The organism is Streptomyces sp. AHA2, assembly GCF_036857595.1.
Taxonomy (GTDB): Bacteria; Actinomycetota; Actinomycetes; order Streptomycetales; family Streptomycetaceae; genus Streptomyces.
This window is the reverse complement of sequence record NZ_JAUQWJ010000002.1, coordinates 453,559-477,664: the sequence shown is the minus strand read 5'-3', so window position 1 is coordinate 477,664 and position 24,106 is coordinate 453,559. Positions and strand designations below refer to the sequence as shown.

At 71.3% G+C, this 24,106-nt stretch carries 18 protein-coding genes; 10 read left to right on the top strand and 8 right to left on the bottom strand.

The window, feature by feature from the left end; all coding sequences use genetic code 11:
* Positions 1-222 precede the first annotated feature (222 nt).
* The 6 genes from Q5694_RS06230 to Q5694_RS06205 all read left to right on the top strand — a co-directional run bounded on the left by Q5694_RS06230 (position 223) and on the right by Q5694_RS06205 (position 5,948).
* Complete coding sequence (locus Q5694_RS06230; protein WP_333931033.1) at positions 223-345, top strand: hypothetical protein; 123 nt, start codon at positions 223-225, stop codon at positions 343-345.
* Positions 346-463: 118 nt separating this feature from the next.
* Complete coding sequence (locus tag Q5694_RS06225; protein ID WP_333931032.1) at positions 464-1,054, top strand: winged helix-turn-helix domain-containing protein; 591 nt, start codon at positions 464-466, stop codon at positions 1,052-1,054.
* 150 nt (positions 1,055-1,204) lie between these two features.
* The gene (locus tag Q5694_RS06220; RefSeq protein WP_333931031.1) at positions 1,205-2,206 is read left to right on the top strand and encodes an NAD-dependent epimerase/dehydratase family protein; all 1,002 of its coding nucleotides are present in this window, start codon (positions 1,205-1,207) and stop codon (positions 2,204-2,206) included.
* Between the two features lie 99 nt (positions 2,207-2,305).
* Positions 2,306-3,565: a sensor histidine kinase gene (locus tag Q5694_RS06215; RefSeq protein ID WP_333931030.1), complete on the top strand. Its 1,260-nt coding sequence runs from the start codon at positions 2,306-2,308 to the stop codon at positions 3,563-3,565.
* Entirely contained in the window at positions 3,556-4,209 is a 654-nt protein-coding gene (locus Q5694_RS06210; protein WP_333931029.1) for a response regulator transcription factor, read from the top strand. Before Q5694_RS06215 ends, Q5694_RS06210 begins: the two co-directional genes overlap by 10 nt.
* Positions 4,210-4,412: 203 nt before the next feature.
* The gene (locus tag Q5694_RS06205; protein ID WP_333931028.1) at positions 4,413-5,948 is read left to right on the top strand and encodes a DUF1996 domain-containing protein; all 1,536 of its coding nucleotides are present in this window, start codon (positions 4,413-4,415) and stop codon (positions 5,946-5,948) included.
* Between the two features lie 75 nt (positions 5,949-6,023).
* Here the strand turns inward: Q5694_RS06205 and Q5694_RS06200 are convergent, their stop codons facing one another.
* Positions 6,024-6,455 carry a hypothetical protein gene (locus tag Q5694_RS06200; protein ID WP_333931027.1) on the bottom strand — a complete coding sequence of 144 codons (432 nt, stop codon included), beginning with the start codon at positions 6,453-6,455 and terminating at the stop codon, positions 6,024-6,026.
* A 163-nt stretch (positions 6,456-6,618) separates the two neighbouring features.
* Here Q5694_RS06200 and Q5694_RS06195 point away from each other — a divergent pair, with 163 nt between their 5' ends.
* The 3 genes from Q5694_RS06195 (at position 6,619) to Q5694_RS06185 (ending at position 9,940) form a co-directional block, all read left to right on the top strand.
* Positions 6,619-7,146 (top strand): tetratricopeptide repeat protein, encoded by a 528-nt coding sequence (locus Q5694_RS06195; RefSeq protein ID WP_333931025.1) that lies wholly within the window; start codon positions 6,619-6,621, stop codon positions 7,144-7,146.
* Positions 7,147-7,194: 48 nt separating this feature from the next.
* Complete coding sequence (locus Q5694_RS06190; RefSeq protein WP_333931024.1) at positions 7,195-9,156, top strand: hypothetical protein; 1,962 nt, start codon at positions 7,195-7,197, stop codon at positions 9,154-9,156.
* 94 nt (positions 9,157-9,250) lie between these two features.
* On the top strand, positions 9,251-9,940 hold the full coding sequence (locus Q5694_RS06185) for a TetR/AcrR family transcriptional regulator (protein WP_333931023.1): 690 nt from the start codon (positions 9,251-9,253) through the stop codon (positions 9,938-9,940).
* Between the two features lie 6 nt (positions 9,941-9,946).
* On the opposite strand, the gene Q5694_RS06180 is transcribed toward Q5694_RS06185, so the two are convergent.
* The 7 genes from Q5694_RS06180 to Q5694_RS06150 all read right to left on the bottom strand — a co-directional run bounded on the left by Q5694_RS06180 (position 9,947) and on the right by Q5694_RS06150 (position 22,619).
* A complete protein-coding gene (locus Q5694_RS06180; RefSeq protein WP_333931022.1) occupies positions 9,947-10,303 on the bottom strand; it encodes a 5-carboxymethyl-2-hydroxymuconate Delta-isomerase in 357 nt (118 codons plus the stop codon).
* 91 nt (positions 10,304-10,394) lie between these two features.
* Positions 10,395-15,791, bottom strand: a complete 5,397-nt coding sequence (gene pulA / locus Q5694_RS06175; protein WP_333931021.1) for a pullulanase-type alpha-1,6-glucosidase — start codon at positions 15,789-15,791, stop codon at positions 10,395-10,397.
* Positions 15,792-15,978: 187 nt separating this feature from the next.
* Complete coding sequence (locus Q5694_RS06170; protein ID WP_333931020.1) at positions 15,979-17,352, bottom strand: alpha-amylase; 1,374 nt, start codon at positions 17,350-17,352, stop codon at positions 15,979-15,981.
* A gap of 120 nt (positions 17,353-17,472) precedes the next feature.
* Positions 17,473-19,164: a glycoside hydrolase family 13 protein gene (locus tag Q5694_RS06165; protein WP_333931018.1), complete on the bottom strand. Its 1,692-nt coding sequence runs from the start codon at positions 19,162-19,164 to the stop codon at positions 17,473-17,475.
* Positions 19,165-19,303: 139 nt separating this feature from the next.
* The gene (locus Q5694_RS06160) at positions 19,304-20,215 is read right to left on the bottom strand and encodes a sugar ABC transporter permease (RefSeq protein ID WP_333931017.1); all 912 of its coding nucleotides are present in this window, start codon (positions 20,213-20,215) and stop codon (positions 19,304-19,306) included.
* 13 nt (positions 20,216-20,228) lie between these two features.
* Positions 20,229-21,233 carry a carbohydrate ABC transporter permease gene (locus Q5694_RS06155; RefSeq protein ID WP_333931016.1) on the bottom strand — a complete coding sequence of 335 codons (1,005 nt, stop codon included), beginning with the start codon at positions 21,231-21,233 and terminating at the stop codon, positions 20,229-20,231.
* A 117-nt stretch (positions 21,234-21,350) separates the two neighbouring features.
* A complete protein-coding gene (locus Q5694_RS06150; RefSeq protein ID WP_333931015.1) occupies positions 21,351-22,619 on the bottom strand; it encodes an extracellular solute-binding protein in 1,269 nt (422 codons plus the stop codon).
* A 390-nt stretch (positions 22,620-23,009) separates the two neighbouring features.
* On the opposite strand from Q5694_RS06150, the gene Q5694_RS06145 reads away from it, so the two are divergent.
* Positions 23,010-24,044: a LacI family DNA-binding transcriptional regulator gene (locus tag Q5694_RS06145; protein ID WP_333931014.1), complete on the top strand. Its 1,035-nt coding sequence runs from the start codon at positions 23,010-23,012 to the stop codon at positions 24,042-24,044.
* The last annotated feature ends 62 nt before the right edge of the window (positions 24,045-24,106 follow it).

The following is a 24,106-nucleotide window of genomic DNA, read 5'->3' as shown; positions in this document are numbered from 1 at the left end:
GCGTCCACCGCGCGGTGGACGCCCCCTCGCCGCGTGCCGGCCCGGGGAACCGGACTGTCCACCCGGTGGGACGGGTGCCCCGGCAAGACTGTCGCGATGACGTCCCCGCCGGGGCGGAAACGCTGATGAGGAGGCACGTCGACGGACGCCGGCCCGTCGGAAGGTGTCCGGGTGCTGAGAGAAGGGTGCCTGCATCGCGGGGACGTCTGCTTCAATGGGGCCATGGCCAGCTACCGGAAGAACGCCGCGACGGGTCGCCATGACCTCGAGCCCTTCTGGCCGTCCCGCCAGGACCACGACTTCGACCGGCTGTGTTGCCGCGCGACGCACGCGCAGGCCCTCTGAAGCCGTCCACCCGGCCTTCGGCCAGCGCGAACCGCGTACGTCCCTCGGCGAGCCCGACCACGAACCCGCGGCCGTCGACCTCCCCGACGAACTCCTCGCGCGAAAGAGCTGACCTCTCATGGCGACCACTCGTTCCCTGTCCCCCGCCGCCCCCTTCACCGCCCCCTCGGCCCACGGCCCCCGGCACCGGCTGCGCGCCGTCGACCGGGACGAGGTGGTGACCGTGGCGGACCTGCTGCCGCCGGGGGCCACCTGGCTGCCGGCGCCGCAGCACACCCTGCCCATCCTGCCGGGGCAGCCGCCGATGGTCGGCTACCTGGTGCTCGTCCCGGCCGACCAGCAGCCGCCGTTCCCGGTGGCCGTGCCGGACCGGGCCGTGACGACGGCGTCCGGGGCGGCGCCCGAGCCGGGCGGCGACGCGCTGATCCGCGTCGACACCGTGCAGCGCACCGCCCAGGTGGCCGGGCGGCCGCTGGACCTCACGTACCTGGAGTTCGAGCTGCTGGCCCATCTCGTCGCCCACCCGGGCCGGGTCCACACCCGCGACCAACTGGTCGGCACGGTGTGGGGGTACGGGCACGTGGGCGACGGCCGCACGGTCGACGTCCATGTCGCCCGGCTGCGCCGCAAGCTGGGCGCGGAGCACCGCGACACGATCCGCACCGTGCGCCGCGTGGGCTACAAGTACGTTCCCCCGGCGGTCCGCTGACGGTCCGTCCGGCGACCCGCGCGGCCCGTCCCGCGACCCGATCGGCCCGGTGCGGCGACCGCCCGCCCCCGCCTGCCTCTGCCTCTGCCCGCCTCTGCCGAGAGCAGACGACCGTTCCCTCCCGCCGCTGCTGAGGGCAGAGTGCACGGCATGAGGCTGCTGATGCTGGGTGGTACGGAGTTCGTGGGGCGGGCCGTCGTCGAGGCGGCGCTGGAGCGGGACTGGGACGTGACCGTCTTCCACCGGGGGCGGCACCAGGCCCCGCCGGGCGCGCGGACGCTGCTGGGCGACCGGACCGCGCCCGGGGGCCTCGCCGCCCTGGCCGGTGACACCGGCGAGTGGGACGTCGTCGTGGACACCTGGTCGGCGGCGCCCCGCGCGGTGGCGGACGCGGCGCGGCTGCTGCGGGACCGCGCAGCCCACTACGTGTACGTGTCGAGCTGTTCGGTGTACGCCTGGGCCCCGCCCGCCGGGTACGGCGAGGACGCCCCCCTGGTGCAGGGCGCCTCGGCCGAGGCGGAGCAGACGGACTACGCGCGGGACAAGCGCGGCGGTGAGCTGGCCGTGCTGGACGCCTTCGGCGAGGACCGGTCGGTGCTCGTGCGGTCGGGCCTGATCCTCGGCCCGTACGAGAACATCGGCCGGCTCCCCTGGTGGCTGGAGCGGACCGCGCGCGGGGGACCCGTGCTGGCCCCGGGCCCGCGCGAGCTGCCCCTGCAGTACGTGGACGTCCGTGACCTGGCCGCGTGGATCCTGCACGCGGCGCAGCGGCGGCTGAGCGGGCCGTACAACCTGATCGGTCCGCAGGGGCACGCCACCATGGGCCGTCTGCTGGAGGCCTGCGTCCGGGTCACCGGCGGGCGGGCCGAGCTGCGCTGGACCGAGCCCGGGGTGATCCTCGACGCCGGCATCGAGCCGTGGACACAGCTGCCGGTGTGGGTGCCGCCGGGCAGCGACCTGCACGACGCCCTGCACGGCGCGGACGTCTCCCGGGCGGTCGGGGCGGGACTGGCCTGCCGGCCCGTCGAGGAGACCGTGTCGGACACCTGGAGGTGGCTCCGGGAGCGCGGAGGCGAGGCCCCGCAGCGCCCCGACCGGCCCCGGCCGGGCCTCGATCCCAAGGTGGAGGCGAAGGTGCTCGGGAGGGCGTGAGCCACCGCGTCCGGCCGCCCCGGGGGTGTAGGTAGCACCACCACCGGTCCGGTGGCCCGGCCCCGTGACCGGTCCGGCGCGCTCGGCGAGACTGGCGCCATGACCACCGACACGAAGAACGGCGACGGGCGGATCGACGGACGGCGGATCGGGCTCGCCGCGGTGCGCGGGCTGGCCCTGGCCCTCGTCGGCCTGCCGGGGGCGGTGCTGTGCCTCTGCCTGTCCCTGCTCTCCATCGGGCTCATTCCGATCGGCGTCGGGATCGTCACGACGCCGTACGTGCTGACGGGTGTCCGCGCCTTCACGAACTGGCGGCGGTTGCTCGCGGCCGAGTGGGGCGGGGTGCGGATCCCGCCCGCGTACCGGCCGCTGCCGAAGGACGCCAACCCGTGGGCGCGCACCTTCGGGATGCTGCGCGATCCGGCGACCTGGCGGGACCTGGCGTGGCTGCCGGTCGACATGACCGCGGGGTTCGTCACCGCGCTGCTCCCGGCCGTGCTGCTGCTCTACCCGCTGGAGGGTTTCGCGCTCGCCATCGGCCTGTGGCGGGTCTTCCCCGACGGGTACTGGTACGGCTTCGTGCCGGTGACGGGGCAGGCGTCCGCCTTCGGTGCGGCGGCCCTCGGACTGGTCCTGCTGTTCTTCGCGCACTTCTTCACCCCGCGCCTGCTGGACGTCCACTTCCGGCTGACCCGGGCCGTGCTCGGCGGCAACCAGGAGGAACTGGCCGAGCGGGTGCGGGTGCTCACCGAGACCCGGCGCGACGCGGTCGACGCCTCCGCCGCCGAACTGCGGCGCATCGAGCGGGACCTGCACGACGGGGCCCAGGCCCGGCTGGTCGCCGTCGGCATGGACCTGGGCACCATCGAAGCCCTGCTGGACAAGGACCCGGCCCGGGCCAGGGTGCTCATCGCTCAGGCCCGCGCCTCCTCCGTCGAGGCCCTGGCCGAGCTGCGCGAGCTGGTGCGCGGCATCCACCCGCCGGTCCTCGCCGAACGGGGGCTGGGCGACGCGGTGCGGGCACTGGCGCTGCGGCTGCCGGTGGCCACCGAGGTGACCGTCGACCTGCCCGGGCGGGCGGAGGCGCCCGTGGAGTCGGCCGCATACTTCGCGGTGAGCGAGGTGCTCGCCAACGCCGTGAAGCACTCCGGTGCCGACCGGATCTGGGTCGACCTGCACCGGGCGGACGGCATGCTGCGGGCGACCGTCACGGACAACGGCAGGGGCGGCGCGGTGGTCGGGGCCGGTTCGGGGCTGGCCGGGGTGGAGCGGCGACTGGGTACATTCGACGGCGTCCTGGCCGTCAGCAGCCCCGCGGGCGGCCCCACCATGGTCACCATGGAGATCCCTTGCGCGTAGTCCTGGCCGAAGACCTGTTCCTGCTGCGCGACGGCCTGGTCCGGCTGCTGCAGGCGCACGGCTTCGAGATCGCGGCGGCCGTCGAGTCCGGGCCCGAACTGGCCGCCGCGCTGGCGGAACTCGACCCGGACGTCGCCGTGGTCGACGTGCGGCTGCCGCCCACGCACACCGACGAGGGACTGCAGTGCGCCCTCCAGGCCCGTCGCGGGCGGCCCGGGCTGCCGGTGCTGGTGCTCTCCCAGCACGTGGAACAGCTGTACGCGCGCGAGCTGCTCGCCGACGGCAGCGGCGGGGTCGGCTATCTGCTCAAGGACCGGGTCTTCGACGCGGAGCAGTTCGTGGACGCGGTGCGGCGTGTGGCCGCCGGGGGGACGGCGATGGATCCGCAGGTCATCCAGCAGCTGCTGGCGCGGCAGTCGGGTGAGGACCGGCCGCTGGCGCGGCTGACGCCCCGGGAGCGGGAGGTGCTGGAACTGATGGCGCAGGGCCGGTCCAACGCGGCGATCGCCGGGAAGCTGGTCGTGACGGAACGGGCCGTCGCCAAGCACACCGCGAACATCTTCGCCAAACTGGGCCTGGAGGTCTCGGACGACGACAACCGGCGCGTGTTGGCGGTTCTCGCCCATCTCGACCACGGCCGGTGAATCCGGCCCACCTCCCTCACCCTGGGTACGGGATCGGCAACTGCCGGTTTTCCAGGGGCTGTTGAGGGAACAGATTCCTCACGGATCTCCCACCAATTCCCGGTACCTCTGAACACCTGTGGGGCGGCCTCCGTATGGAAGGGGGCCGCTTCACTCCTGTCGGGCGCCTCGATGCCCCCGAAAAAGGAAGTCAGAGGAGTTCCATGGGACGCAACACAAGAAAACGCCGTACGCCGCTGGCCACCAAGGCCATTGCCGCATCGGCGGCCCTAGCGCTCGGTGGGGGCGGGCTGATCTGGGCGAACTTCTACGCATCGGCGCACGAGTCGAACCCGGCGAACCGGACGAAGTCCGCGGGCTGGCAGATCGCCACGATCCAGTGCCCGGACGTCGGCCAGAAACTGACGTCGGTGCCCCAACGCGCCCGCCGGGGGGTGGACAAGGAGCTGGCGAACCTCGACAAGCAGATCAGCGAGGCGTACTCCCGGCTCGCCTCCACGCGCCGGGCGCAGGCCGGTGACCCGGGCTTCGTCGACAACGCCATCCTGGGCCCGCTCAAGTCGAAGCGCACCGCGGCCCTGGACCGCATCGGCATCAACATCCGGCGGGTGGGCGGCAAGGCCCCGCGCAACCTCGGCCAGCTCGCCAAGTGCCGCGGCATGGCGGCCGACGCCAACACCAACGACGGCAACGGCGGCGGGCAGAACGGCGGCGGCCAGAACAACAACGGCGGCCAGGACCAGGGCCAGAACGGCGGCCAGAACGGCGGCGGTCAGAACGGCGGCGGTCAGGGCGGCAACGGCGGCCAGGGCGGCAACGGTCCCGTGGCGGACGACTTCATCAGGATCGAGGACGTCCAGCCGGGCAGCCGGAACCTGCCCAACGGCCTGCCCGCGAACGGCGACAGCGGCTCCACCGGCACGTTCACCACGTCCTGCGGCACCAACCAGAACGAGAACCGCAACTCGGACAACGTGATCGTGGCGCCCGGCGTGTCCAACGGCGCCCAGCACCAGCACGACTACGTCGGCAACCAGAGCAACAACGCCTTCGCGAGCGACGAGGACCTGGCCGGCGCCGAGACCACCTGCCAGAACCAGGGCGACAAGTCCTCGTACTTCTGGCCGGTGCTGCGCATCCAGGACGGTACGCAGGACATCGACCAGGGCCAGCCCGGCGGCGGTCAGGACGGCAACGTCGGCAAGATCGTCGAGCCGGCCGAGGCCCAGCTGAAGTTCGTCGGCAACCGCACGAGCGACGTCGTCGCCATGCCGAGGGCGCTGCGCATCATCACCGGTGACGCCAAGTCCCTCACCAACGGCCTGAACAACGCCAACACCTCCTGGAGCTGCACCGGCTTCGAGGACCGGCAGGTGACGGACAAGTACCCGATCTGCCCCGACGGCAGCTCCGTGGTGCGCACGTCCAACTTCCAGAGCTGCTGGGACGGCCAGAACATCGACAGCGCCAACCACCGCACCCACGTGGACTTCGTGGAGGCGGACGGCAGCTGCTCCAACGGCTTCAAGGCCATCCCCCAGCTCCAGGTCCGCCTGGTCTACGACGTCCAGGCGCCGCAGATCGACAACGGCCAGGTGCGGAACGCCTTCGCGGTGGACTCCTTCCCGGAGCAGCTGCACAAGCCGATCACCGACCACAACGACTTCATCAACTTCTTCGACGAGGACCTGATGAACGAGATGGTCCAGTGCATCAACAGCGGTGAGGACTGCCAGTAGTCCCCGGTCACGGGAAAGCCGGCGGTGGGGATTCCCACCGCCGGCTTTCGCTCGTTCCGGCCGCTTCCCGCGTCCTCAGCCGTGGTGGCCACCGCGGTTGTGGCTGCCGCCGGGGTTCATGTGCGCCGAACCCTCCTCCATCGTCCCGCCGAGGGTGCCCTGCAACGCCATGACCGTCTTCTCCTGGCCCACGGCGACCCACTTGCGGCCCACGAGGTAGTACCCGCCGTAGTCCTTGGCGCTGTTGAGCCACTCGCGCTGACCCCGGTCGGTGGCGAAGGTGGCGAGGACGTACTTCTCCCCGCCCTTCCTGCACAGGGCCTGGCGGATGGTGTCCGCGTCGGTCTGCATGTTCGGCTTGCACTCGGCCTCGGCCGCGATGTGCTCCAGGCTGCCAGTCACCGCCTCCGGGACGGCCGCCTCGTCCTCACCGCCGGATCCGCAGCCGGCCAGCGCAAGTATCGCCACCGCGCCGCTCAGCGCGAGCATCGGTCGGGTCACCCTCATCTGTTCCTCCGGTCCTGATCACGGCACGGTCCTGGTCACGGCACGGGCCGGGCACATGCCGCACGGAGCCCCGGCACGAGGCTCTCGCCTTCGATACGGCCGCGAAGCCCGAAGCACTCAAATCCGTCTGTCCGCAGGGGTACTTCTGTGCGAGGGTGGCCCGGTGGACCAGGACTGGGAAGATCGCGTGAGCGCCCTGTGGGACCGTTTCGACGACTACGCCGAGACGGAGGAGGACGAGGCCCGCTTCCGCGCCGACGTGGAGGCCCTCGTCGCCGAACTGCCCGCGGACAGCCCGCTCGGGCCGTTCGAGCAGGCCTGCGCGTGGGACTCCACCGGCCGCTCCGACCTGGCGGTGCCGCTGTACCGGGAGGCTCTGCGGCGCGGCCTGTCCGGCGTCAGCCGCTACAAGACCCGCCGGACGAAGATCCAGCTGGCCAGCTCCCTGCGCAACATCGGGCACGCCGAGGAGGGCGTGGCGCTGCTGACGCCCGAACTGGACGCCCCCTCCGACGAGCTGGACGATCCGGTGCGGGCCACCCTCGCCCTGTGCCTGTCGAGTCTGGGCCGTGACCGCGAGGCGCTGTCGCTGGTGCTGGGCGCGCTCGCCCCGCATCTGCCGCGCTACCAGCGGTCGATGGCGAACTACGCCCGGCTGCTCGTGGAGCCCGCCGAGTCCCCCGGGGTGTGACGCTCCGCAGTCAGGTGACCAACCGCCGATTCGCTCGTTCTGCTGAACGTGCAGTCACAGGATGTCGCCCAGCGCCCCGCACCCTCCGCCCCCGCCGGCCCGGTCATCGACGTCGAGCAGGCCGAGGCCGCCCTCGTCGAGCACTACCCACGACTGGTCCGCCTGGCCTATCTGGTGCTGCCTCCGCGCCTGGGCCGCAGCAGGCGGGTCCTGACCGCACACGCCCTCACCCAGCGCGCGCTGCCCCGCAACCGCACGGCCTCGCCGGTCATTCCGGCCCAGACCGCGGGTGCCCGCCCGGCGGACGGAGCCGAGCGCCCGGGGAGCGGCCGGGACGGTGACCCCGGTTACGCCCTCGTCCGGCTCCAGGTGCTGCGCACGGCGCTGGAGGCGGGACGGCCGCTGCGGTTCGGGGCGTGGCCCAAGCGCTCCCAGCTGCCCGCGCTGCTGCCGCAGGTGTGGGGCCTGAGACTGTTCCCGCGCTCCGGCGGAGCCGACGAACTCGCCCTGGACCAGCGACTGTCCGCTCTGTCCGGGCCGGCCCGGGCTGCGTACGCGCTGCGCGGTCTGGAGCGGCTGACCGACGAGGGCGTGTGCGAGGTCCTCGCGGCGGCCGGCGCCGCCGACCCCGAGGACGCCCTGCGGGAGGCCGGCACGGTCCCCGCGCAGTACGCCTTGCTCGACTCGCCCGAGTTCGATCCGTGTTCACTGCAGGCCCGCCCCACGGACCTGATGCGCCGCCGCCAGCACCTGAAGGCCGCTCTGGCCGCCGGGGCGGCCCTGCTGGTGTGCGGGGCGCTGCTCGGGCTGCCCGGTGAGGGCTGGGGCCCCGACGGCGCCGCGGCACCGCCGTACGCGCGCAATCCGGCCGCCCAGGCCGCCCTGGACCCGGCGAAGCTGACCAGGGTTCCCCCCGACGCGTGGCGCAGCTCGGCGCGCACGGACTTCTCCGTGTGGCCCGCCCGCGGCGACCTCACCGGGGACGAGGCCCTGCTGCGCCGCGCCCTCGCGGTGTGGGCCCGCCCGGGCGGGACGGTGCAGGTCTCGGCGACGCCGGGCACCCCGTCCGGCGGCCCGGCCGGGCCGCCGCAGCTGCTGTTCGCGGGGACGGTCGACGCGGCGCGCGTGGTGATCCTCCACGACGGGCTGCGCATCGCCCGGTACGCCGAGCCGAAGGACGGCACCCAGGGCGCGGCCCTCGACTTCGCCCGGGTCGACGGCGCGGGCCGCGCCGAGTCGGGCGCGGTGGTCCTGGGCCGGGCCGACGGCAACGTGCGCTACCTGACGGCCCCCTGGGTGAGGAAGGCGGGCGAGCGGGACCTCGCGAAGCCCGCCTCCGGGGCGATGGACCTGACCCTCACCGACGGGGTGACCGCGCCGCTGGCCAGCCCGGCGCTGCGGTCGGGCCCGTGCACGTCGTGGAACGTGCTGCAGCTGGACGAAGGAACCGGCACCCGGCTGCTGACCGACCTCGGCGAACTGGTCCCGGCGCGGCTCACCGCGGGGCGGCCCGGCTCCCCGGGCGAGGCGTCGCGGCCCGGGGCGCTGCACGGCTGGGCGCCGTTCGCCTGTTCCCTGGGCACGCTGCGTTCCGCCGGTGTGCGCAGCGTCAACGCCTGGGCGTTCAACGAGCAGCGGCTGCCCGACGCGAGCGGCTCGGCGGTGTGGGTGTGCACCCGGGCCGAGACCTGGCGCGGGGGCGGTGCCCGGGTGCTGGCGCAGTTCCACACGCCCGGCGGGGCGTTCGGGGCGGTCACGGCGAAGGCGGAGAACGTCCCGGCGTGCGGGGCGCGTGATCCGCACGTGCTGGCCGGGGTGCTGTGGAAGTCGGAGGTGGGCGACTGGTACCTGCTGGCCGCCGGCAGCCGGAACACGGCGTCGATCCGGGCCGCGGGCGGAGTCGAGGGGTCGGCGCGCGGCAGCCTGCTGACCGTGCCGGCCGAGCCGGGCGCGCAGGCCGACCTCAAGGGGACGCTGAAGGACGGGCGTTCCGTCGGCGGACTGCGCTGACGAGCGGCTTCCCGCAGTCGTCAGGGACACTTCGGCGGGCGTCCCCGCTCGGTCCGGCCCGTTCGAGGCCGGATTCGATCGGTAAGGTGTTCGTATGACTACCGGGGTTCGCCGCAGAATGGGAGTCGAGGAGCGGCGGCAGCAGTTGATCGGCGTCGCCCTCGAACTGTTCAGCCGCCGCTCGCCCGACGACGTCTCCATCGACGAGATAGCGTCGGCCGCGGGTATCTCGCGGCCGCTTGTCTATCACTACTTCCCCGGCAAACTCAGCCTGTACGAGGCGGCGTTGAAGCGTGCCTCGGACGATCTCGCGGGCCGGTTCGTGGAGCCGCACGAGGGTCCGCTCGGGGCCCGGCTGCTGCGGGTGATGCGCCGCTACTTCGACTTCGTGGACGAGCACGGGCCCGGTTTCTCCGCCCTGATGCGCGGCGGCCCGGCCGTCGGCTCGTCGACGACCAACGCGCTCGTCGACTCGGTACGGCAGGCCGCGTATGTCCAGATCCTTTCGCACCTGGGCGTGACGGATCCGCCCCCGCGCCTGGAGCTGGTGGTGCGGTCCTGGATCTCGCTGGCCGAATCGACGGCGCTCATCTGGCTGGACGGGCGGCGCATCCCGCGCGAGGAACTGGAGCCCCAGCTCGTCAACGACTTCGCCGCGCTCGCCGCCGTCAGCGCCGCCTACGACGAGGAGATGGCGCAGCTGCTGCGCGCGGCCCTCCGGGACGAGCCGGCCGACGGCCCGTTCGCGCACCTGGTCGGCCGGCTCATCGCCCTGGCGGGCTGAGCGGGCTCAGCTCTCGTACTTGGCGTAGGAGGGGTCGAGGTCGCGGACCTCGGCGGAGGCGTGCAGGGCGAGACCCCCGGGCTGCTTCAGATGGGTCCGCAGCGCTTCCAGCGCGGCCTCGGTGAGCCGCGCCTTGGTCTCCTCGGTGCGGCCGGCGAGCAGCGCGATGTGGATGTGGACGTGGGCGTGGCCGCCGGCCTCGGGGCCGACCACGATGTCCTCGGTGCGGCGGAAGCGGGTCTTGCACGCGGGCGGCCTGGCGGCCGCGATCTCGACGGTCGCCTCGTGCAGCGCCCTGGCGAACCCGGGCCGGTCGAAGGCGTCCGCGAGGTCGGCGGAATAGTCGACGGTGATCTGCGGCATCGGCACTCCTGTTCCGGGTCGGTGTGCTCACCCTAACGGCGGGCGGGGCGGGCCGCCGGTCGCGGTCCGCCCCGCCCGCACGGGATCCGCGTTACCCCGCGGTCCGGGTGAAGACCGCGACCGTGCGCGCCGGCACGGTGAAGGTGCCGGAGGTCCGCGCGTAGGCGGCGGACTTCACGGTGGCGTCGGCGCCCGCCGCCTGCACCGGGTGCAGCCGGTAGCCGGTCCCGGCGAGTGCGGACACGCGCTGCTCCTGCTGCCGGGGCGTGGCGTTGAAGACGACGACGAGGTCACCGAGCCGCATGGTGATCACGCCGGGCGTCTCGTCCTTGCCGGACAGCGGGAAGGACAGCCGGGACTGCACCCGCGCGGCCGTGCCGAGGGAGAAGTCCTTCTCGGTGCTGCGGATGCGCAGCAGGTCGCGGTAGGCGGCGGAGGTGCCCCGGATCTGCTCGCAGCCCACCTCGACCTTGGTCAGCAGCGGCTCGGCGTAGGGCCACTTGTCGGCGTTGTCGGCCGCCAGGGGCAGTCCGCGGCCGAAGCCGTTGCCGTCGGCGCAGTCCCAGTGGATGGCGTTGAACCAGTCGCCGCTGTCGTAGGAGTTGCGGTCCAGGGACTTGGAGCGCAGCAGGTCGGTGCCCGCCTGGGAGAGGGCCGGGCCCTGCGAGAGGGTGGCCGTCGCCATGGCGAGGACCTGCATCCGGGCCCGGTCGGAGGCCGTGGTGTCCACCGGCAGCTTGAAGGCGAGCGCGTCGAACAGGGACTCGTTGTCGTGCGCGTCGGCGTAGGCGAGGGCGTCACCGGGGGCGTCGGCGTAACCGGCGGGTGCGCCGTTGTAGTCGACCTCGGAGCCCTTGACCTCCTTGCCGCTGGTGTCGGTGAACGTGAAGGCGCTCAGGTTGCCGGTCAGGCCGACCTTCACGAGGTCCTGGTAGTGCAGCAGGCGGGCCTTCTGCTCGGCCTCGGTGCCGTTGCTCTTCGAGGAGTTGGGTTCGGTGTAGAGGCCGGAGGCGAAGCCCTGGACGCCGGGGTCCTCGTCGAAGGGGCCGCCGCCGCGCACGGCGTCACGGGCCCGGTCGGAGAAGGTGGCGATGCCGGTGCCGGCCATGTTCTTCTGCGTGGCCTGCACGAACCGGGCGTCGTCGGCGACCTCGCCGAAGTTCCAGCCCTCGCCGTACAGGATGATCTTCTTGCCGTCCACGCCGTCCTTCGCGAGGGTCAGCTCGTCCAGGGCCTTGCGCACGGCCAGGATGTTGGCCTTCGGGTGGTGGCCCATGAGGTCGAAGCGGAAGCCGTCGACCTTGTACTCCCTGGCCCAGGTGACGATCGAGTCGACGACCAGCTTGCCCATCATGGCGTTCTCGGTGGCGGTGTTGGCGCAGCAGGTGCTGTTGGCGACCGAGCCGTCGGCGAGGAGCCGCTGGTAGTAGCCGGGCACGATCCGGTCCAGGACGGAGGTCTCCGCCTGGCCGCTTGCGGCGGTGTGGTTGTAGACGACGTCCATGACGACCCGCAGTCCGTCGTCGTTCAGGGCCTTGACCATCTTGCGGAACTCGACCGTACGGGCGGTGCCGTCCGGGTCGGTGGCGTAGGAGCCCTCGGGGACCGTGTAGTGGAACGGGTCGTAGCCCCAGTTGTAGGCGTCCTTGGCGGCGATCTTGCCGATGCACTCCTGCTGCTTCTCGGAGTCGGCCGGGTGGGAGGCCAGGTCGCAGTCGGTCCTCGCCTGGTCGGCCCGGCGTTCGGGGATGGTGGCGATGTCGAACGCGGGCAGCAGGTGGACGTAGGAGGTGCCCGCCTTCGCCAGCTCGCGCAGGTGCTTGCTGCCGTCGCTGGCCTTGTCGGTGAAGGCGAGGTAGGTGCCGGGGTGCTTCGCCGTGCGGTCCTCGACGGAGAAGTCCCGGATGTGCAGCTCCTGGATCTGGGCGTCCCGCAGCGGCACGGCCTTGGGCTTGGTGTACGAGGACCAGCCGGACGGCTTCAGCGCCTTGTCGTCCAGGTCGACGACGAGGCTGCGCTTCGAGTCGGCCGTCAGGGCCAGGGCGTAGGGGTCGGTGACCTTGTTGGTGACGACCTTGCGGACGCCGGGCGCCCAGACCTTCACGGTGTAGCGGTAGGGCTCGCCCTTCCAGGACGCCGGGCCGGTGACGGACCAGACGCCGGTCGCGGAGTCGCGTTTCATCGGCACGGTCCTGGCGCCGATCTCCAGGGCCACGGACTGCGCGGTCGGCGCCCACACGGACAGGGTGGGGCGGCCCTTGGCGAAGGTGGGTCCCAGGTCGGCCTCGGTGGCGCCGGGGTACAGGTCGTCGAGGACACCGGCGATCTGGACGCCGGTGGCCGCGAGCACCGCTCCGCCGGCAGCTCGCTGGGTGGCCACGACCTGGCCGCGCAGGGCCTCGCGGACCCGGTCGCGGTCACGGGCGTCGACGGTCCAGGCGTCGTACTCCCTCAGGTGCGGGAACTTCACCTTCTGGGCGTCGGTCAGCTCGCTCTTCGCCAGGCGCAGCCACTTCGCGTCGCCGGTCAGGACGCCGTCCTCGGCCTTGATCGAGCCGTCGCGGGAGGACAGCAGCTGGGTGGAGGCGGCGGCCTCGGAGCCGTTGAAGGCGAGGGTGTTCCGGTCGATCCAGACCGCCTTGGAGGTGGTCAGGTCGAGGGTGGCGGCACTGCCCGCGGGCTGCGGGAGCAGGTACTTCTCCTGGCCGCTCACCAGCCACACCTCGTGGCCGTTCGCCTTGAGGTCGAGCGACTGGTCGGTGGGCAGGTCCTTCTCGTCGCCCTTGTGGAGGATGTAGCTGAGGCTGGTGGCACCCTCGGTGAGCGGCACCTCGAAGACTGCGCCATAGGAGTCAGTCTTCACCGGCTTCAGGGGATCGGACCAGTCGGTGGGGTGCGCGGCGCCGGTCCAGACGTGCAGTCCCCAGCCGTCGTAGGCGCCGTCGGCGCGGTGGTAGTGCAGGACGGCCTTGCCCTTGTCGGGCGCCGGGAGGTCGGGCCGTTCGGTGGTGACGGTGTCCTTGCCCTGCTCGATCCAGATCTCACCGGTCCTGGTGACGTCGATCGTGCGGTCGGTGGAGACGTCCTTGTTGCCGTCCTTGTCGATGACGAGGAAGCCGACGTTCGAGGCACCGGGCTTGAGCTTGACCCAGGCGAAGGCGCCGTAGGCGTCCCGGCCGGTGAAGGGGTGACTCTTCGGCCATTCGGTGGCCTCGCCCTCGGCGAGGTCGCCCCACGCGTACAGGCCCCAGTCGGCGTAGTCGCCGTCCGCGCGCTTGTAGTGGACGATCGCGTAGTCGCGGGAGGAGGCCGTGGGCGGCTCGGGGGCGGGCGGGGTGCCGGTGGTGGAGGCGGCCAGGGCGCTCGCGGTGCGGCCGGCCGAGTCGACCACGACGGCCTTGTAGCGCAGGGCCGTGCCCGGTGCCACGTCCTTGCCGACGGTGTGGGTGACCTTGTAGGGGGCGTGGTCGGCGGAGCCGAGGACCCGCCACTTGCCGTTGCCGGTCTGCGCGGCGAACACGACCCGGTTCAGCTGCCCGCCGTCGACGTCGGCGGTGACCTCGACGGTGCCGGTCGCGCCGGCCGCCGGGGCCTTGAGGGTGAGCGCGGGTGCGGTGGCGGGCTCGGCGAGCTTGCCGGCCGCCTTGAGGACGATCGCGGAGCCGGCCGGGACGGTGACGGTGAGCTTCCTGTCGCCGTCGCTCTTCACGGAGGCGCGGGTGCCGTGGATGCCCTGGAAGGTCATGCCGGCCGAGCCGGTCGGGAAGGTCGCGCTCTTCTTCTCGCCGGCGTTGTTGAAGGCGACGACGTACTCGGTGCGGGTCTTCGGGTCGGTGCGGGAGAAGGCGTAGACGCCCGGGCCGTCGGCCGCGTACCGCTCCTGCTGGACGCCGTCGGTCAGCGCCGGGTGGGCCTTGCGGAGCTTGGCGAGGGCGCTGATCTGGCGGTAGAGGGGCGCCTCGGTGTCGTAGGCGTCCTCGGCGTGCGTGGCGTCGGTGCCGATGCGGTCGTCGTCGAGGTAGTCGGCGGTGCGCGAGGCGAACATGGTCTGCCGGGCGTCCTTGTCGCCGCCCGGCCCGGCGAAGCCCTGCTCGTCGCCGTAGTAGACGACCGGGTTGCCGCGGCTGAGGAACATCAGCTCGTTGGCGAGCTTGTCCTTGGCGAGGATCTGCGCGTCGGTGGCCTTGGGGTTGTCCTGCTTCAGGAACGACCCGATGCGGCCCATGTCGTGGTTGCCGAGGAAGGTGACCTGCTCGTAGGCGTTGGCCCTGCCGGTCGTGTACTTGTAGTCGTCGCCGAAGACACCGGCGAGCTTGCGGGCGCTGCCGCCCTGGGAGGCGTACTGGCGGGCCGCCTCCTGGAAGGGGAAGTCGAGGGTGGCGTCGAGCCGGCCCTGGGTGACGTACGGGGCCGTGACGTCGGTGTCCGCCGAGTAGACCTCGCCGAACATGAAGAAGTCGTCCCGGCCGCGCTCGGCGGCGTAGGCGTCGAGGGCGGTGGCCCACTGCGTCCAGAACTCCATGTTGACGTGCTTCACGGTGTCGATCCGGAAGCCGTCGATGTCGAAGTCCCGCACCCAGCGCTGGTAGATCCGCTCCATGCCGTCGACGACCTCGGGCCGCTCGGTCCACAGGTCGTCGAGGCCGGAGAAGTCGCCGTGGGTGGAGCTCTCACCGGCGAAGGTGGAGTCGCCGCGGTTGTGGTACATCGTCGGGTCGTTGAGCCACGACGGCACCTTGTTCTTCTTCGGGACCACCGGGGTGCGCGGGAAGGAGTCCCGGTCGACCTCGGGGAAGCCGCGCCGCCCGTCGGCGTAGTCGGCGTCGTCGAAGGGCACGCCGTCCTTCGTCAGGTACGGGAAGGCGCCCTTGGAGAGGTAGTCGTAGGACTTCTCCTCGTAGTCGACGACGTCGGCGGTGTGGTTGGTGATGACGTCGAAGAAGACCTTCATGCCCTTGTCGTGGGCCTTGTCGATGAGGTTCTCGAGGTCCTCGTTGGTGCCGAAGTGCGGGTCGACCTGGGTGAAGTCGGTGATCCAGTAACCGTGGTAGCCGGCCGACGCGTTGGCGCCGGTGCCCTGCACGGGCTGGTTCTTGAAGATCGGGGCCATCCACAGGGCGGTGGTGCCCAGGCCCTTGATGTAGTCGAGCTTCCTGGTCAGGCCCTTCAGGTCGCCGCCCTGGTAGAAGCCCTTGTCGGTCGGGTCGTAGCCGGTCGACAGGCGTGAACCGGTCAGGCCACCCCTGTCGTTGCGCGGGTCGCCGTTGGCGAAGCGGTCGGGCAGGACGAAGTAGAACTGCTCCCGGGTGGCGTCGTGCCGGGCCGGCTGGGCGGCCAGCGCGGCGTCGGACGGCGGCGCCGGCGGGGTGGCCGCCCCGGCGGCGAGCGGCTGGACGAGTGTGGCGGCCAGCGCGGCGGCGGTGACCGCGCCGACCCGTCCGGCACGGGCGTTTCGGCGCCTGGACGGCACCGGCCATCTCGGTATCACAGATGGGCTCCTAGCGATTGCGGCTCTCTCGGGTCCGACCCCGCGCGACCGTATCGCCGCCGAAACCCTTACAGCAAGAGTCGTGAAACCATGAGAAAGAGTTTTCAACCACCGGAGTCGGTCCGGCACGGCGGCCCCGGCCGCCACGCGAGGTGGCGTGCGGGGCCGCGCGCACGGGAGTCGGCGGCTAGCAGCCGGACTTGCCCGCGTGGATCGCCAGGGCGGTGTTCGAGCCGAGCGTGGCGGTGAACTGGCCACTGGAGTTCACCGTCACCGGCGTGTTGCTCTGCACGTTGCAGTACGTGCCCGCGGGCAGCGAGGTCTGGTAGGTCCGGGTCAGGGAGCCCGGCTCGTGGTTGATGGCCACGAAGCCCTTGCTGCCCCGGCCGAAGGCGATGGCGTCGCCGCCGTTGTCCCACCAGTTGGTGACGGCCTGGCCGCGCGTGGCGTTGCGGAAGGCGACCATGGACTTGATCTCGGGCCAGTTGTGCTGGCACTTCCAGCCGTCCTGCCAGCAGGCGTTGACCTGGCCCCCGTTGGGCGGCCCGGCGTCGTGGTCGGTGAACTCGTAGCCGGAGTTGATGTCGGGGGCGCCGTAGGGCCAGGCCAGCATGAAGACGTTGGCCAGGGTGTAGTTGGCCCCGTCCTTGTAACTGAGGGTCGAGCCGTTGCGCTCGGTGTCGTGGTTGTCGACGAACACGCCGGAGACGCCGCTGTTCATGTAGCCCCAGCCCTCGCCGTAGTTCTTCAGGTAGGCGAGGTTCTCGTTGGTGAAGACCCGCTTGAGGTCGTAGGCGTAGCGGAACTCCTGGACGTCGCCGTTGCCGGTGTACTCGGTGGGCTGGACGGCCTCGCCGGCGCCGAAGATGACCTCCTGCTTCCAGTACACCGACGGGTTGCTCAGCCGGGACTTGATGTTCGCGAGGTCGGCGGCCGGCATGTGCTTGGCCGCGTCCACGCGGAAGCCGTCCACGCCGAGGGACAGCAGGCCGTTCATGTACCCGGCGATGGTCCTGCGGACGTAGTCCTCGCCGGTGTCGAGGTCGGCGAGGCCGACCAGCTCGCAGTTCTGGACGTTGCCGCGGTCCTGGTAGTTGCTGATCTGCGAGGTGCAGTTGTCGAAGTCGTACGAGGAGTACAGGCCGGGGTAGTTGTACTTGGTGTACGACGAGCCGCCGGTGCCGGTGCCGTTGCCCGCCGCCATGTGGTTGATGACGGTGTCGACGACGACCTTCACACCGGCCGCGTGGCAGGTGTTCACCATGTTCTGGAAGGCGGCGCGGTCCCCCAGCCGTCCGGCGATCCTGTAGCTGACCGGCTGGTACGAGGTCCACCACTGCGGGCCCTGTATGTGCTCGGCGGGCGGGGAGACCTGCACGTATCCGTAGCCCGCGGGGCCGAGGGTGGTGGTGCACTCGCGGGCGACGGAGGCGAACTTCCACTCGAACAGGACGGCGGTGACGTCCTTGGTGCCCGGTGGGGAGGCCTGGGCGCCAGTCGGGTGCATGACAACCGCAGCCGCGGCGAGCGCGACGGCGGCGGAGAGGTATCTGCGTGCCATGTGGGGTTTCCTTCTCCGTTGAAGGCTCTTGCTGCAAAGTTCAGAAACCTTGCGGTGACGCAGATGGTAAAGGCCCGCCGCCCGAAAGGGCAGCGGGCCGTACGAAATCGAGCGGGAAAACTAGTCGGCCTGCGCGGTGGTCCACCACACCGTGGTGTCGGCGGGCACCTTGGCCTCGTCGTCCGTGAGCACGATCTCCCCGCTCGCGACCAGCACCCGGCCGTAGGCCGGCAGCGCCACGGACTCGCCCGTGGTGTTGGCGACGCAGACGAACTCCCCGCGTCGGAAGGCGAGTACGCCCTCGGGCGCCCGCAGCCACTCCACGGACGTCCCGGCGCCGAGGTCGGGGTGCTCGCGCCGGGCGGCGAGGGCGGCGCGGTACAGCTCCAGGGTCGAACCGGGCACCCCGGTCTGCGCCTCGACGCTCAACTCGCCCCAGCTCTCCGGCTGCGGCAGCCAGCTGCCCCCGTCGCCGAAGCCGAACGACGTGCCGGTGCGGGTCCACGGGATGGGCACCCGGCACCCGTCGCGGAAGCCGTCCTGGCCGGCCCCCCGGAAGTACGCCGGGTCCTGGCGCACCTCGTCGGGCAGGTCCACCACGTCCGGCAGGCCGAGCTCCTCGCCCTGGTAGACGTAGGCCGAACCGGGCAGGGCCAGCATCAGCAGGCTCGCGGCGCGTGCGCGGCGCAGGCCCAGCTCCCGGTCGCCGGCCAGGCGGATCTGGGTGCCGAGACCGGGCGGGTTGGCGAAGCGGGTGGCGTGCCGGGTCACGTCGTGGTTGGACAGCACCCAGGTGGCGGGGGCGCCGACCGGGCGCATGGCCTCCAGCGTGCGGTCGATGACCTCGCGCATCTCGGCGGCGTCCCAGTGGGTGCTCAGGTACTGGAAGTTGAAGGCCTGGTGCAGCTCGTCGGGACGCACGTAGTGCGCGGTCCGCTCGATGGTGGGCGTCCACGCCTCGGCGACGAAGATCCGCTCCCCCGCGTACTCGTCGAGCACGAGCCGCCACTGCCGGTAGATCTCGTGCACACCCTCCTGGTCGAAGAACGGCATGACATCGTTGCCCAGCAGCTTCACCTGGTCGTGGGATCCCAGGTCCGGCAGGCCCTCGGCCTTCACCAGGCCGTGGGCGACGTCGATGCGGAAGCCGTCGACGCCCATGTCCAGCCAGAACCGCAGGATGGAGCGGAACTCGTCGCCGACCGCCGGGTGCTCCCAGTTGAAGTCGGGCTGCTCCGGGGCGAACAGGTGCAGGTACCACTCGCCGGGGGTGCCGTCGGGCTCGGTGACCCGGGTCCAGGCCGGGCCGCCGAAGATGGACTCCCAGTCGTTGGGCGGCAGTTCGCCGTCGGCGCCCTTGCCGGGGCGGAAGTGGTAACGCTCCCGCAGCGGGGAGCCGGGGCCCTCGGCGACGGCCCGCTTGAACCACTCGTGCTGGTCGGAGGAGTGGTTGGGCACGAGGTCGACGATGACGCGCAGGCCGAGGTGGTGGGCGTCGCGGATCAGCGCGTCGGCGTCCAGGAGGTTGCCGAACATGGGGTCCACGGCGCGGTAGTCGGCGACGTCGTAACCGGCGTCGGCCTGCGGCGAGGCGTAGAAGGGGCTGAGCCACACGGCGTCCACGCCGAGGTCGCGCAGGTACGGAAGACGGGTGCGGACACCCTCCAGGTCGCCCATGCCGTCGCCGTTGCTGTCGGCGAAGCTGCGCGGGTACACCTGGTAGATCACCGCGTCCCGCCACCAGTCGCGGCGCTTGGCGACGGCCAGGGCGGACGTGGGGCTGGGGGCAGGTGCAGCTGAGTGCTGGCTCATGTCGTCCTTGAGGCGTAACGAGGGTGTGGTCATGGGACGTGAGGTGGTACGAGGCGGCCGCGGCACAGCGGGGTCGGATGGGCACCGCGGCCGCCTCGGGCTGGTGAGGCCGTTCGGCGACGCCCGTGGGGGCGCCGGGTCAGCCCTTGGTGCCGCCGGCGGTGAGCCCGGTCACCAGGTTCTTCTGCACGAGGTAGAAGAACGCGGAGACGGGTATCGCGATGAGCACCGCGGTCGCGGCCATCAGGTTGCGCTGGGCGTCGTGCTCGCTGATGAAGCTCTGCAGGCCGACGGCGAAGGTGTACTTCTCGTCGTCCAGCATGAACACGGTGGCGAAGGCGACCTCACCGAAGGCGGTGATGAAGCTGTAGAAGGCGGCCACCGCCAGACCAGGCCGGGCGAGCGGCAGGATCAGCCGGAAGAACGTGCCGAAGGGCGTCAGCCCGTCGACGCGGCCGGCCTCGTCGATCTCGAACGGGATGGTGTCGAAGTAGCCCTTCAGCAGCCAGGCGCAATAGGGCACCGCGGTCGAGCAGTAGACCAGGACCAGGCCGAAGTAGGTGTCGACGAGTTGCAGGCTCGACAGGATCTGGTACATCGGCACGATCAGCACGGCGATGGGGAACATCTGCGTGCACAGCAGGACCCACATGAACTTCTTGTAACCCGGGAAGCGCATGCGCGACACGGCGTACCCGGTCGTGGCGGCGATGACCACTCCGATGACCGTGGTTCCCAGCGACACGATCAGCGTGCTCTGCAGCCAGTGGAAGAAGGCGGTCTCCTGGAGCACGAAGCTGTAGTTGTCCAGGGTCATCTTCGACCAGATGCGCCCGGGGTGCAGGTAGTCGTCCTTGTCCGGGCCGAGGGACAGGAAGATCAGCCAGGCGATCGGGAAGAGCGCGATCAGGCTCGCGAGGATCAGCAGGCCGTGGGAGAGCAGGCTCCCGGCCGCGCCGCGGCGGCCGGGCCGGCGCGCGGGGGCGGGTGCGGGGACGACGGCGGGGGCCGGGGCCCCGCCCGCGGACTGCTGGACGGTCGTGGTGCTCATGGGGACTCCTGCCTCAGATCGCGAGCTGCTGCTCATCGCGGTTCAGCCAGCGGCGGTAGAAGGAGGTGAAGACGATCAGGATGCCGAGCAGCAGGATGCCGTAGGCGGCCGACTGCGCGAAGTCGCGCGGCTGCTGTCCGAAGCCGAGCTGGTAGGCCCAGGTGACGAGGATCTGCGCGTCCGGGGCGGTGTTGCCGAACAGCAGGAAGATGATGGCGAACTGGTTGAACGTCCAGATCACGCCGAGCAGCACCACGGTGGAGCTGACCGACCTCAGGCCCGGCAGGGTGACGTAGCGGAACTGCTGCCAGCGGCTGGCCCCGTCCATCTCGGCGGCCTCGTAGAGGGAGGAGTCGATGGACTGCAGGCCCCCGAGCAGGGAGACCATCATGAACGGCACGCCGCACCAGGTGTTGACCATGATCGCGGCGAAACGCTGCCAGAAGGTGTCCTCCAGCCACGCCGGGCTCGGCAGGTGCAGCATCTCCAGGCCGGAGTTGATGATGCCGGAGTCGGCGAGCATGAAGCGCCAGCCGAAGACGGTGACGAAGGTCGGCACGGCCCACGGCAGGATGAGGATCAGCCGGTAGAAGGTGCGCCCGCGCAGCTTCTGGTTGAGCAGCAGCGCCAGGCCCAGGCCGATGGAGTAGTGCAGGGCCACGCACAGGGCCGTCCACACGATCGTCCAGATGAAGTGCGACCAGAAGCGGTCGTAGGCGGTCTCCCCCCACAGGATGTCGGCGTAGTTGTCGAAGCCGATGAACTTGTAGGTGGCCTCGATCTCGTTGACGCCGATCGTCCGGGCCGTGTTGAGGCTGGTCGCGTCGGTCAGCGTCAGGTAGAAGCCGTAGGCCAGGGGGTACAGCACGAGGACGCCGAGCACGACGGCCACGGGCGCGATCATCGCGTAGGCGTACCAGTGCTTCTGGTAGCTGTGCCTGAGGCGCCGGCCCAGCCCGGACCGGGGACCGCGGTCACCGCTCCGCTTGCCGGTCGCTCGGTCGATGGCGACTGTCATGTTCGACAACCTTCTTCGCGAACTGGAGATCAGCTGGAGATCAGGGGATACGGCACACAGGCCGACGGCCGCCGGATCCTTCCCCCTCTGCGCTGGAGGATCCGGCGGCCACGGGGCCTACTTGCTGTAGTCCGGGAGCAGCTTGGCGATGGAGGTCTCGGCGCTCTTCAGCCCCTCGTCCAGCGACTTCTTGCCACCCGCGATCGCGAGCAGTTCGTCGTCCAGCGGCGTCCACAGCGAGCTGTACTCGGGCAGCTCCGGCCGCGGCTGGGCGGCGGCGAGCACGCCCTGGTAGCCGGCGATGCCCGGGTCGGCCTTGACCTCGGCGGTGTAGGCGTCGTCGCGCGTCGGGAGCGTGTTGTTCTTCAGCGCGATGGTCTCCTGGGCCTTCGCGCCGGTCATGAACTTCACGAACTTCAGCGAGGCCTCCTGGTGGGCCTTGTCCGAGCCCGCGTACACCGACAGGTTGTGGCCGCCGGTCGGGGCGCCGGCCTTGCCGCTGGAGCCGGCCGGGACGGTGGCGATGCCCAGGTTGGCCCTGTCCTTGAACGCCGAGCCCTTGTAGAAGTTCGTGATCTCCCACGGGCCCTGGATGATCGAGGCGACCTTGCCGCTGACGAACGCCTCCTGGATGTGGGCGTAGGCGTCGGCGGTGGTGTCGGCCTTGTGCAGGCCCTTGCCCTTGAACAGGCTCAGCCAGGTGCCGTAGGCCTTCTCGGCCGCGGGCGAGGTGACGGTGATCTTCTTGGCGCCGACGTCGACGGTGTCGGCGCCCTCGCCGTAGAGGAAGGAGTGGGCGTAGTAGGACTGGGTCGAGCCCCAGTAGCCGTCGACGCCGGTCTTGTCCTTGATCGTGGCCGCGGCCTTCTTCAGGTCGTCCCAGGTCTTGGGGGCCTCGACGCCGGCCTTCTCGAACAGGGCCTTGTTGTAGACCAGGGCGAGGGTGTCCGTGGTGAAGGGGACGCCGTAGGTCTTGCCCTCGTACTGGGCCTGCTTGATCAGGTTGGGCTTGAACTTGTCCTGCTCGGCGAGGGCGTCGGTGCCGTCCAGCGGCAGGAAGAAGCCCTTCTTGGCGAAGGCGGGGGTCCAGCCGACCTCGGAGCGGAGCACGTCGGGGGCGCCCTTGGAGCCGGCGGCGGTGTCGAACTTGTTCTGCGCCTGGTCGAAGGGGACGTTGACGTACTTGACCTTGACGTCCTTGTTGGCGGCCTCGAACTCCTTGACGAGGGCCTTGTAGGTCGGCGCCTCGTTGGTGGCGTTGGAGGTGTCCCACCAGGTGATGGTGACGGGACCGTCGGCCTTGTCGCCGCTGTCGCTTCCGCCGCACGCCGTCGCTGCCAGGGCGAGGGACGCCACCAGCGCGGTGGCCGCTATGCCACGCCGCATGAGTTCTCCTTGAGGGTGAAGCCCGTTTCGTGCTGCCGACTGCGCCGTTGGCCGCCGGGCGTCGGTGACATTAGCTCCGCTGCAAGGCGTTGCGAAAGACCTTGCAGCAAAAAGTTGCAAGAGGTGCGGATGGTTATCCCGCCGTGACCTCTCCTCGACCGCCTCGAGGCTCGGATTTCCGGCTGTTCGGCGGGGACTCGGACAGTTGTGCAAGACTCTGCAAGCACTTGCCATCCGTCTCCGTCGGGGGAATCATCCGTTGCGGAGCGGACGCCGACCACGAGTTGAGGGACCGCGATGACCAAGCCACCCGCAGTGGGCCGCGCGACCGCGCGCACCAGGCGTCCCGTCGGTGTGCAAGCGGAGTTCCGGCCGCTACAGTCCGGTGCTGTGACCACACGGCTTGCGGACATCGCGTTGCAGGCGGGGGTGAGCGAGGCGACCGTCAGCCGGGTCCTCAACGGGAAGCCGGGCGTCGCCGCCACCACCCGCCAGTCCGTGCTGGCCGCCCTCGACGTCCTGGGCTACGAACGCCCGGTGCGGCTGCGCCAGCGCAGCGAGGGCCTGGTCGGCCTGATCACCCCGGAGCTGGAGAACCCGATCTTCCCGGCCCTGGCCCAGGTCATCGGCCAGGCGCTGACGCGGCAGGGCTACACGCCGGTGCTGGCCACCCAGACCCCGGGCGGCTCGACCGAGGACGAGCTGACCGAGATGCTCGTGGACCGCGGCGTCGCCGGCATCATCTACGTCTCCGGGCTGCACGCCGACACCACCGCCGACATGCAGCGCTACGACCGGCTGCGGGCCCAGGGCGTGCCCTACGTGCTCGTGGACGGTTTCTCGCCCAAGGTGCAGGCGCCGTTCATCTCCCCCGACGACCGGGCGGCGATGAGCCTGGCGGTGACGCACCTGGCCTCCCTGGGGCACACCCGGATCGGCCTGGCGCTCGGGCCGAAGCGGTTCGTGCCGGTGCAGCGCAAGATCGAGGGGTTCGTGCGGGCGATGCAGGACCAGTTGGGACTGGCCGCCGAGGTCGTCGAGAAGGAGCTGGTCCAGCACTCGCTGTACACGCTGGAGGGCGGACAGGCCGCCGCCGTCGCGCTGATGGAGCGGGACTGCACGGCCGTGGTGTGCGCCAGCGACATGATGGCCCTGGGTGCCATCCGGGCGGCCCGGCAGCGCGGCCTGGACGTGCCGAAGGACATCTCCGTGGTGGGTTTCGACGACTCCCCGCTGATCGCCTTCACCGACCCGCCGCTGACCACGATCCGCAAGCCGGTCCCGGCGATGGGCCAGGCCGCCGTGCGCACGCTGCTGGAGGAGATCGGCGGAACGCCCGCCCCGCACAGCGAGTTCGTGTTCATGCCGGAACTGGTGGTGCGCGGCTCGACGGCGTCGGCTCCCGGGGACCGCACGCGCTCCTGAGGCGTACGGCCTGATTTCGCCGTAGAACATGCGGCTCGGACCGGGCCGCGGGATCATCGGTG

Bases quoted from the DNA above. Each gene is read 5' to 3' on its own strand.
- Q5694_RS06230 (WP_333931033.1), top strand. From the start codon at position 223: ATGGCCAGCTACCGGAAGAACGCCGCGACGGGTCGCCATGACCTCGAG.
- Q5694_RS06225 (WP_333931032.1), top strand. From the start codon at position 464: ATGGCGACCACTCGTTCCCTGTCCCCCGCCGCCCCCTTCACCGCCCCC.
- Q5694_RS06220 (WP_333931031.1), top strand. From the start codon at position 1,205: ATGAGGCTGCTGATGCTGGGTGGTACGGAGTTCGTGGGGCGGGCCGTC.
- Q5694_RS06215 (WP_333931030.1), top strand. From the start codon at position 2,306: ATGACCACCGACACGAAGAACGGCGACGGGCGGATCGACGGACGGCGG.
- Q5694_RS06205 (WP_333931028.1), top strand. From the start codon at position 4,413: ATGGGACGCAACACAAGAAAACGCCGTACGCCGCTGGCCACCAAGGCC.
- Q5694_RS06200 (WP_333931027.1), bottom strand. From the start codon at position 6,455: ATGAGGGTGACCCGACCGATGCTCGCGCTGAGCGGCGCGGTGGCGATA.
- Q5694_RS06185 (WP_333931023.1), top strand. From the start codon at position 9,251: ATGACTACCGGGGTTCGCCGCAGAATGGGAGTCGAGGAGCGGCGGCAG.
- Q5694_RS06180 (WP_333931022.1), bottom strand. From the start codon at position 10,303: ATGCCGCAGATCACCGTCGACTATTCCGCCGACCTCGCGGACGCCTTC.
- Q5694_RS06170 (WP_333931020.1), bottom strand. From the start codon at position 17,352: ATGGCACGCAGATACCTCTCCGCCGCCGTCGCGCTCGCCGCGGCTGCG.
- Q5694_RS06165 (WP_333931018.1), bottom strand. From the start codon at position 19,164: ATGAGCCAGCACTCAGCTGCACCTGCCCCCAGCCCCACGTCCGCCCTG.
- Q5694_RS06160 (WP_333931017.1), bottom strand. From the start codon at position 20,215: ATGAGCACCACGACCGTCCAGCAGTCCGCGGGCGGGGCCCCGGCCCCC.
- Q5694_RS06155 (WP_333931016.1), bottom strand. From the start codon at position 21,233: ATGACAGTCGCCATCGACCGAGCGACCGGCAAGCGGAGCGGTGACCGC.
- Q5694_RS06150 (WP_333931015.1), bottom strand. From the start codon at position 22,619: ATGCGGCGTGGCATAGCGGCCACCGCGCTGGTGGCGTCCCTCGCCCTG.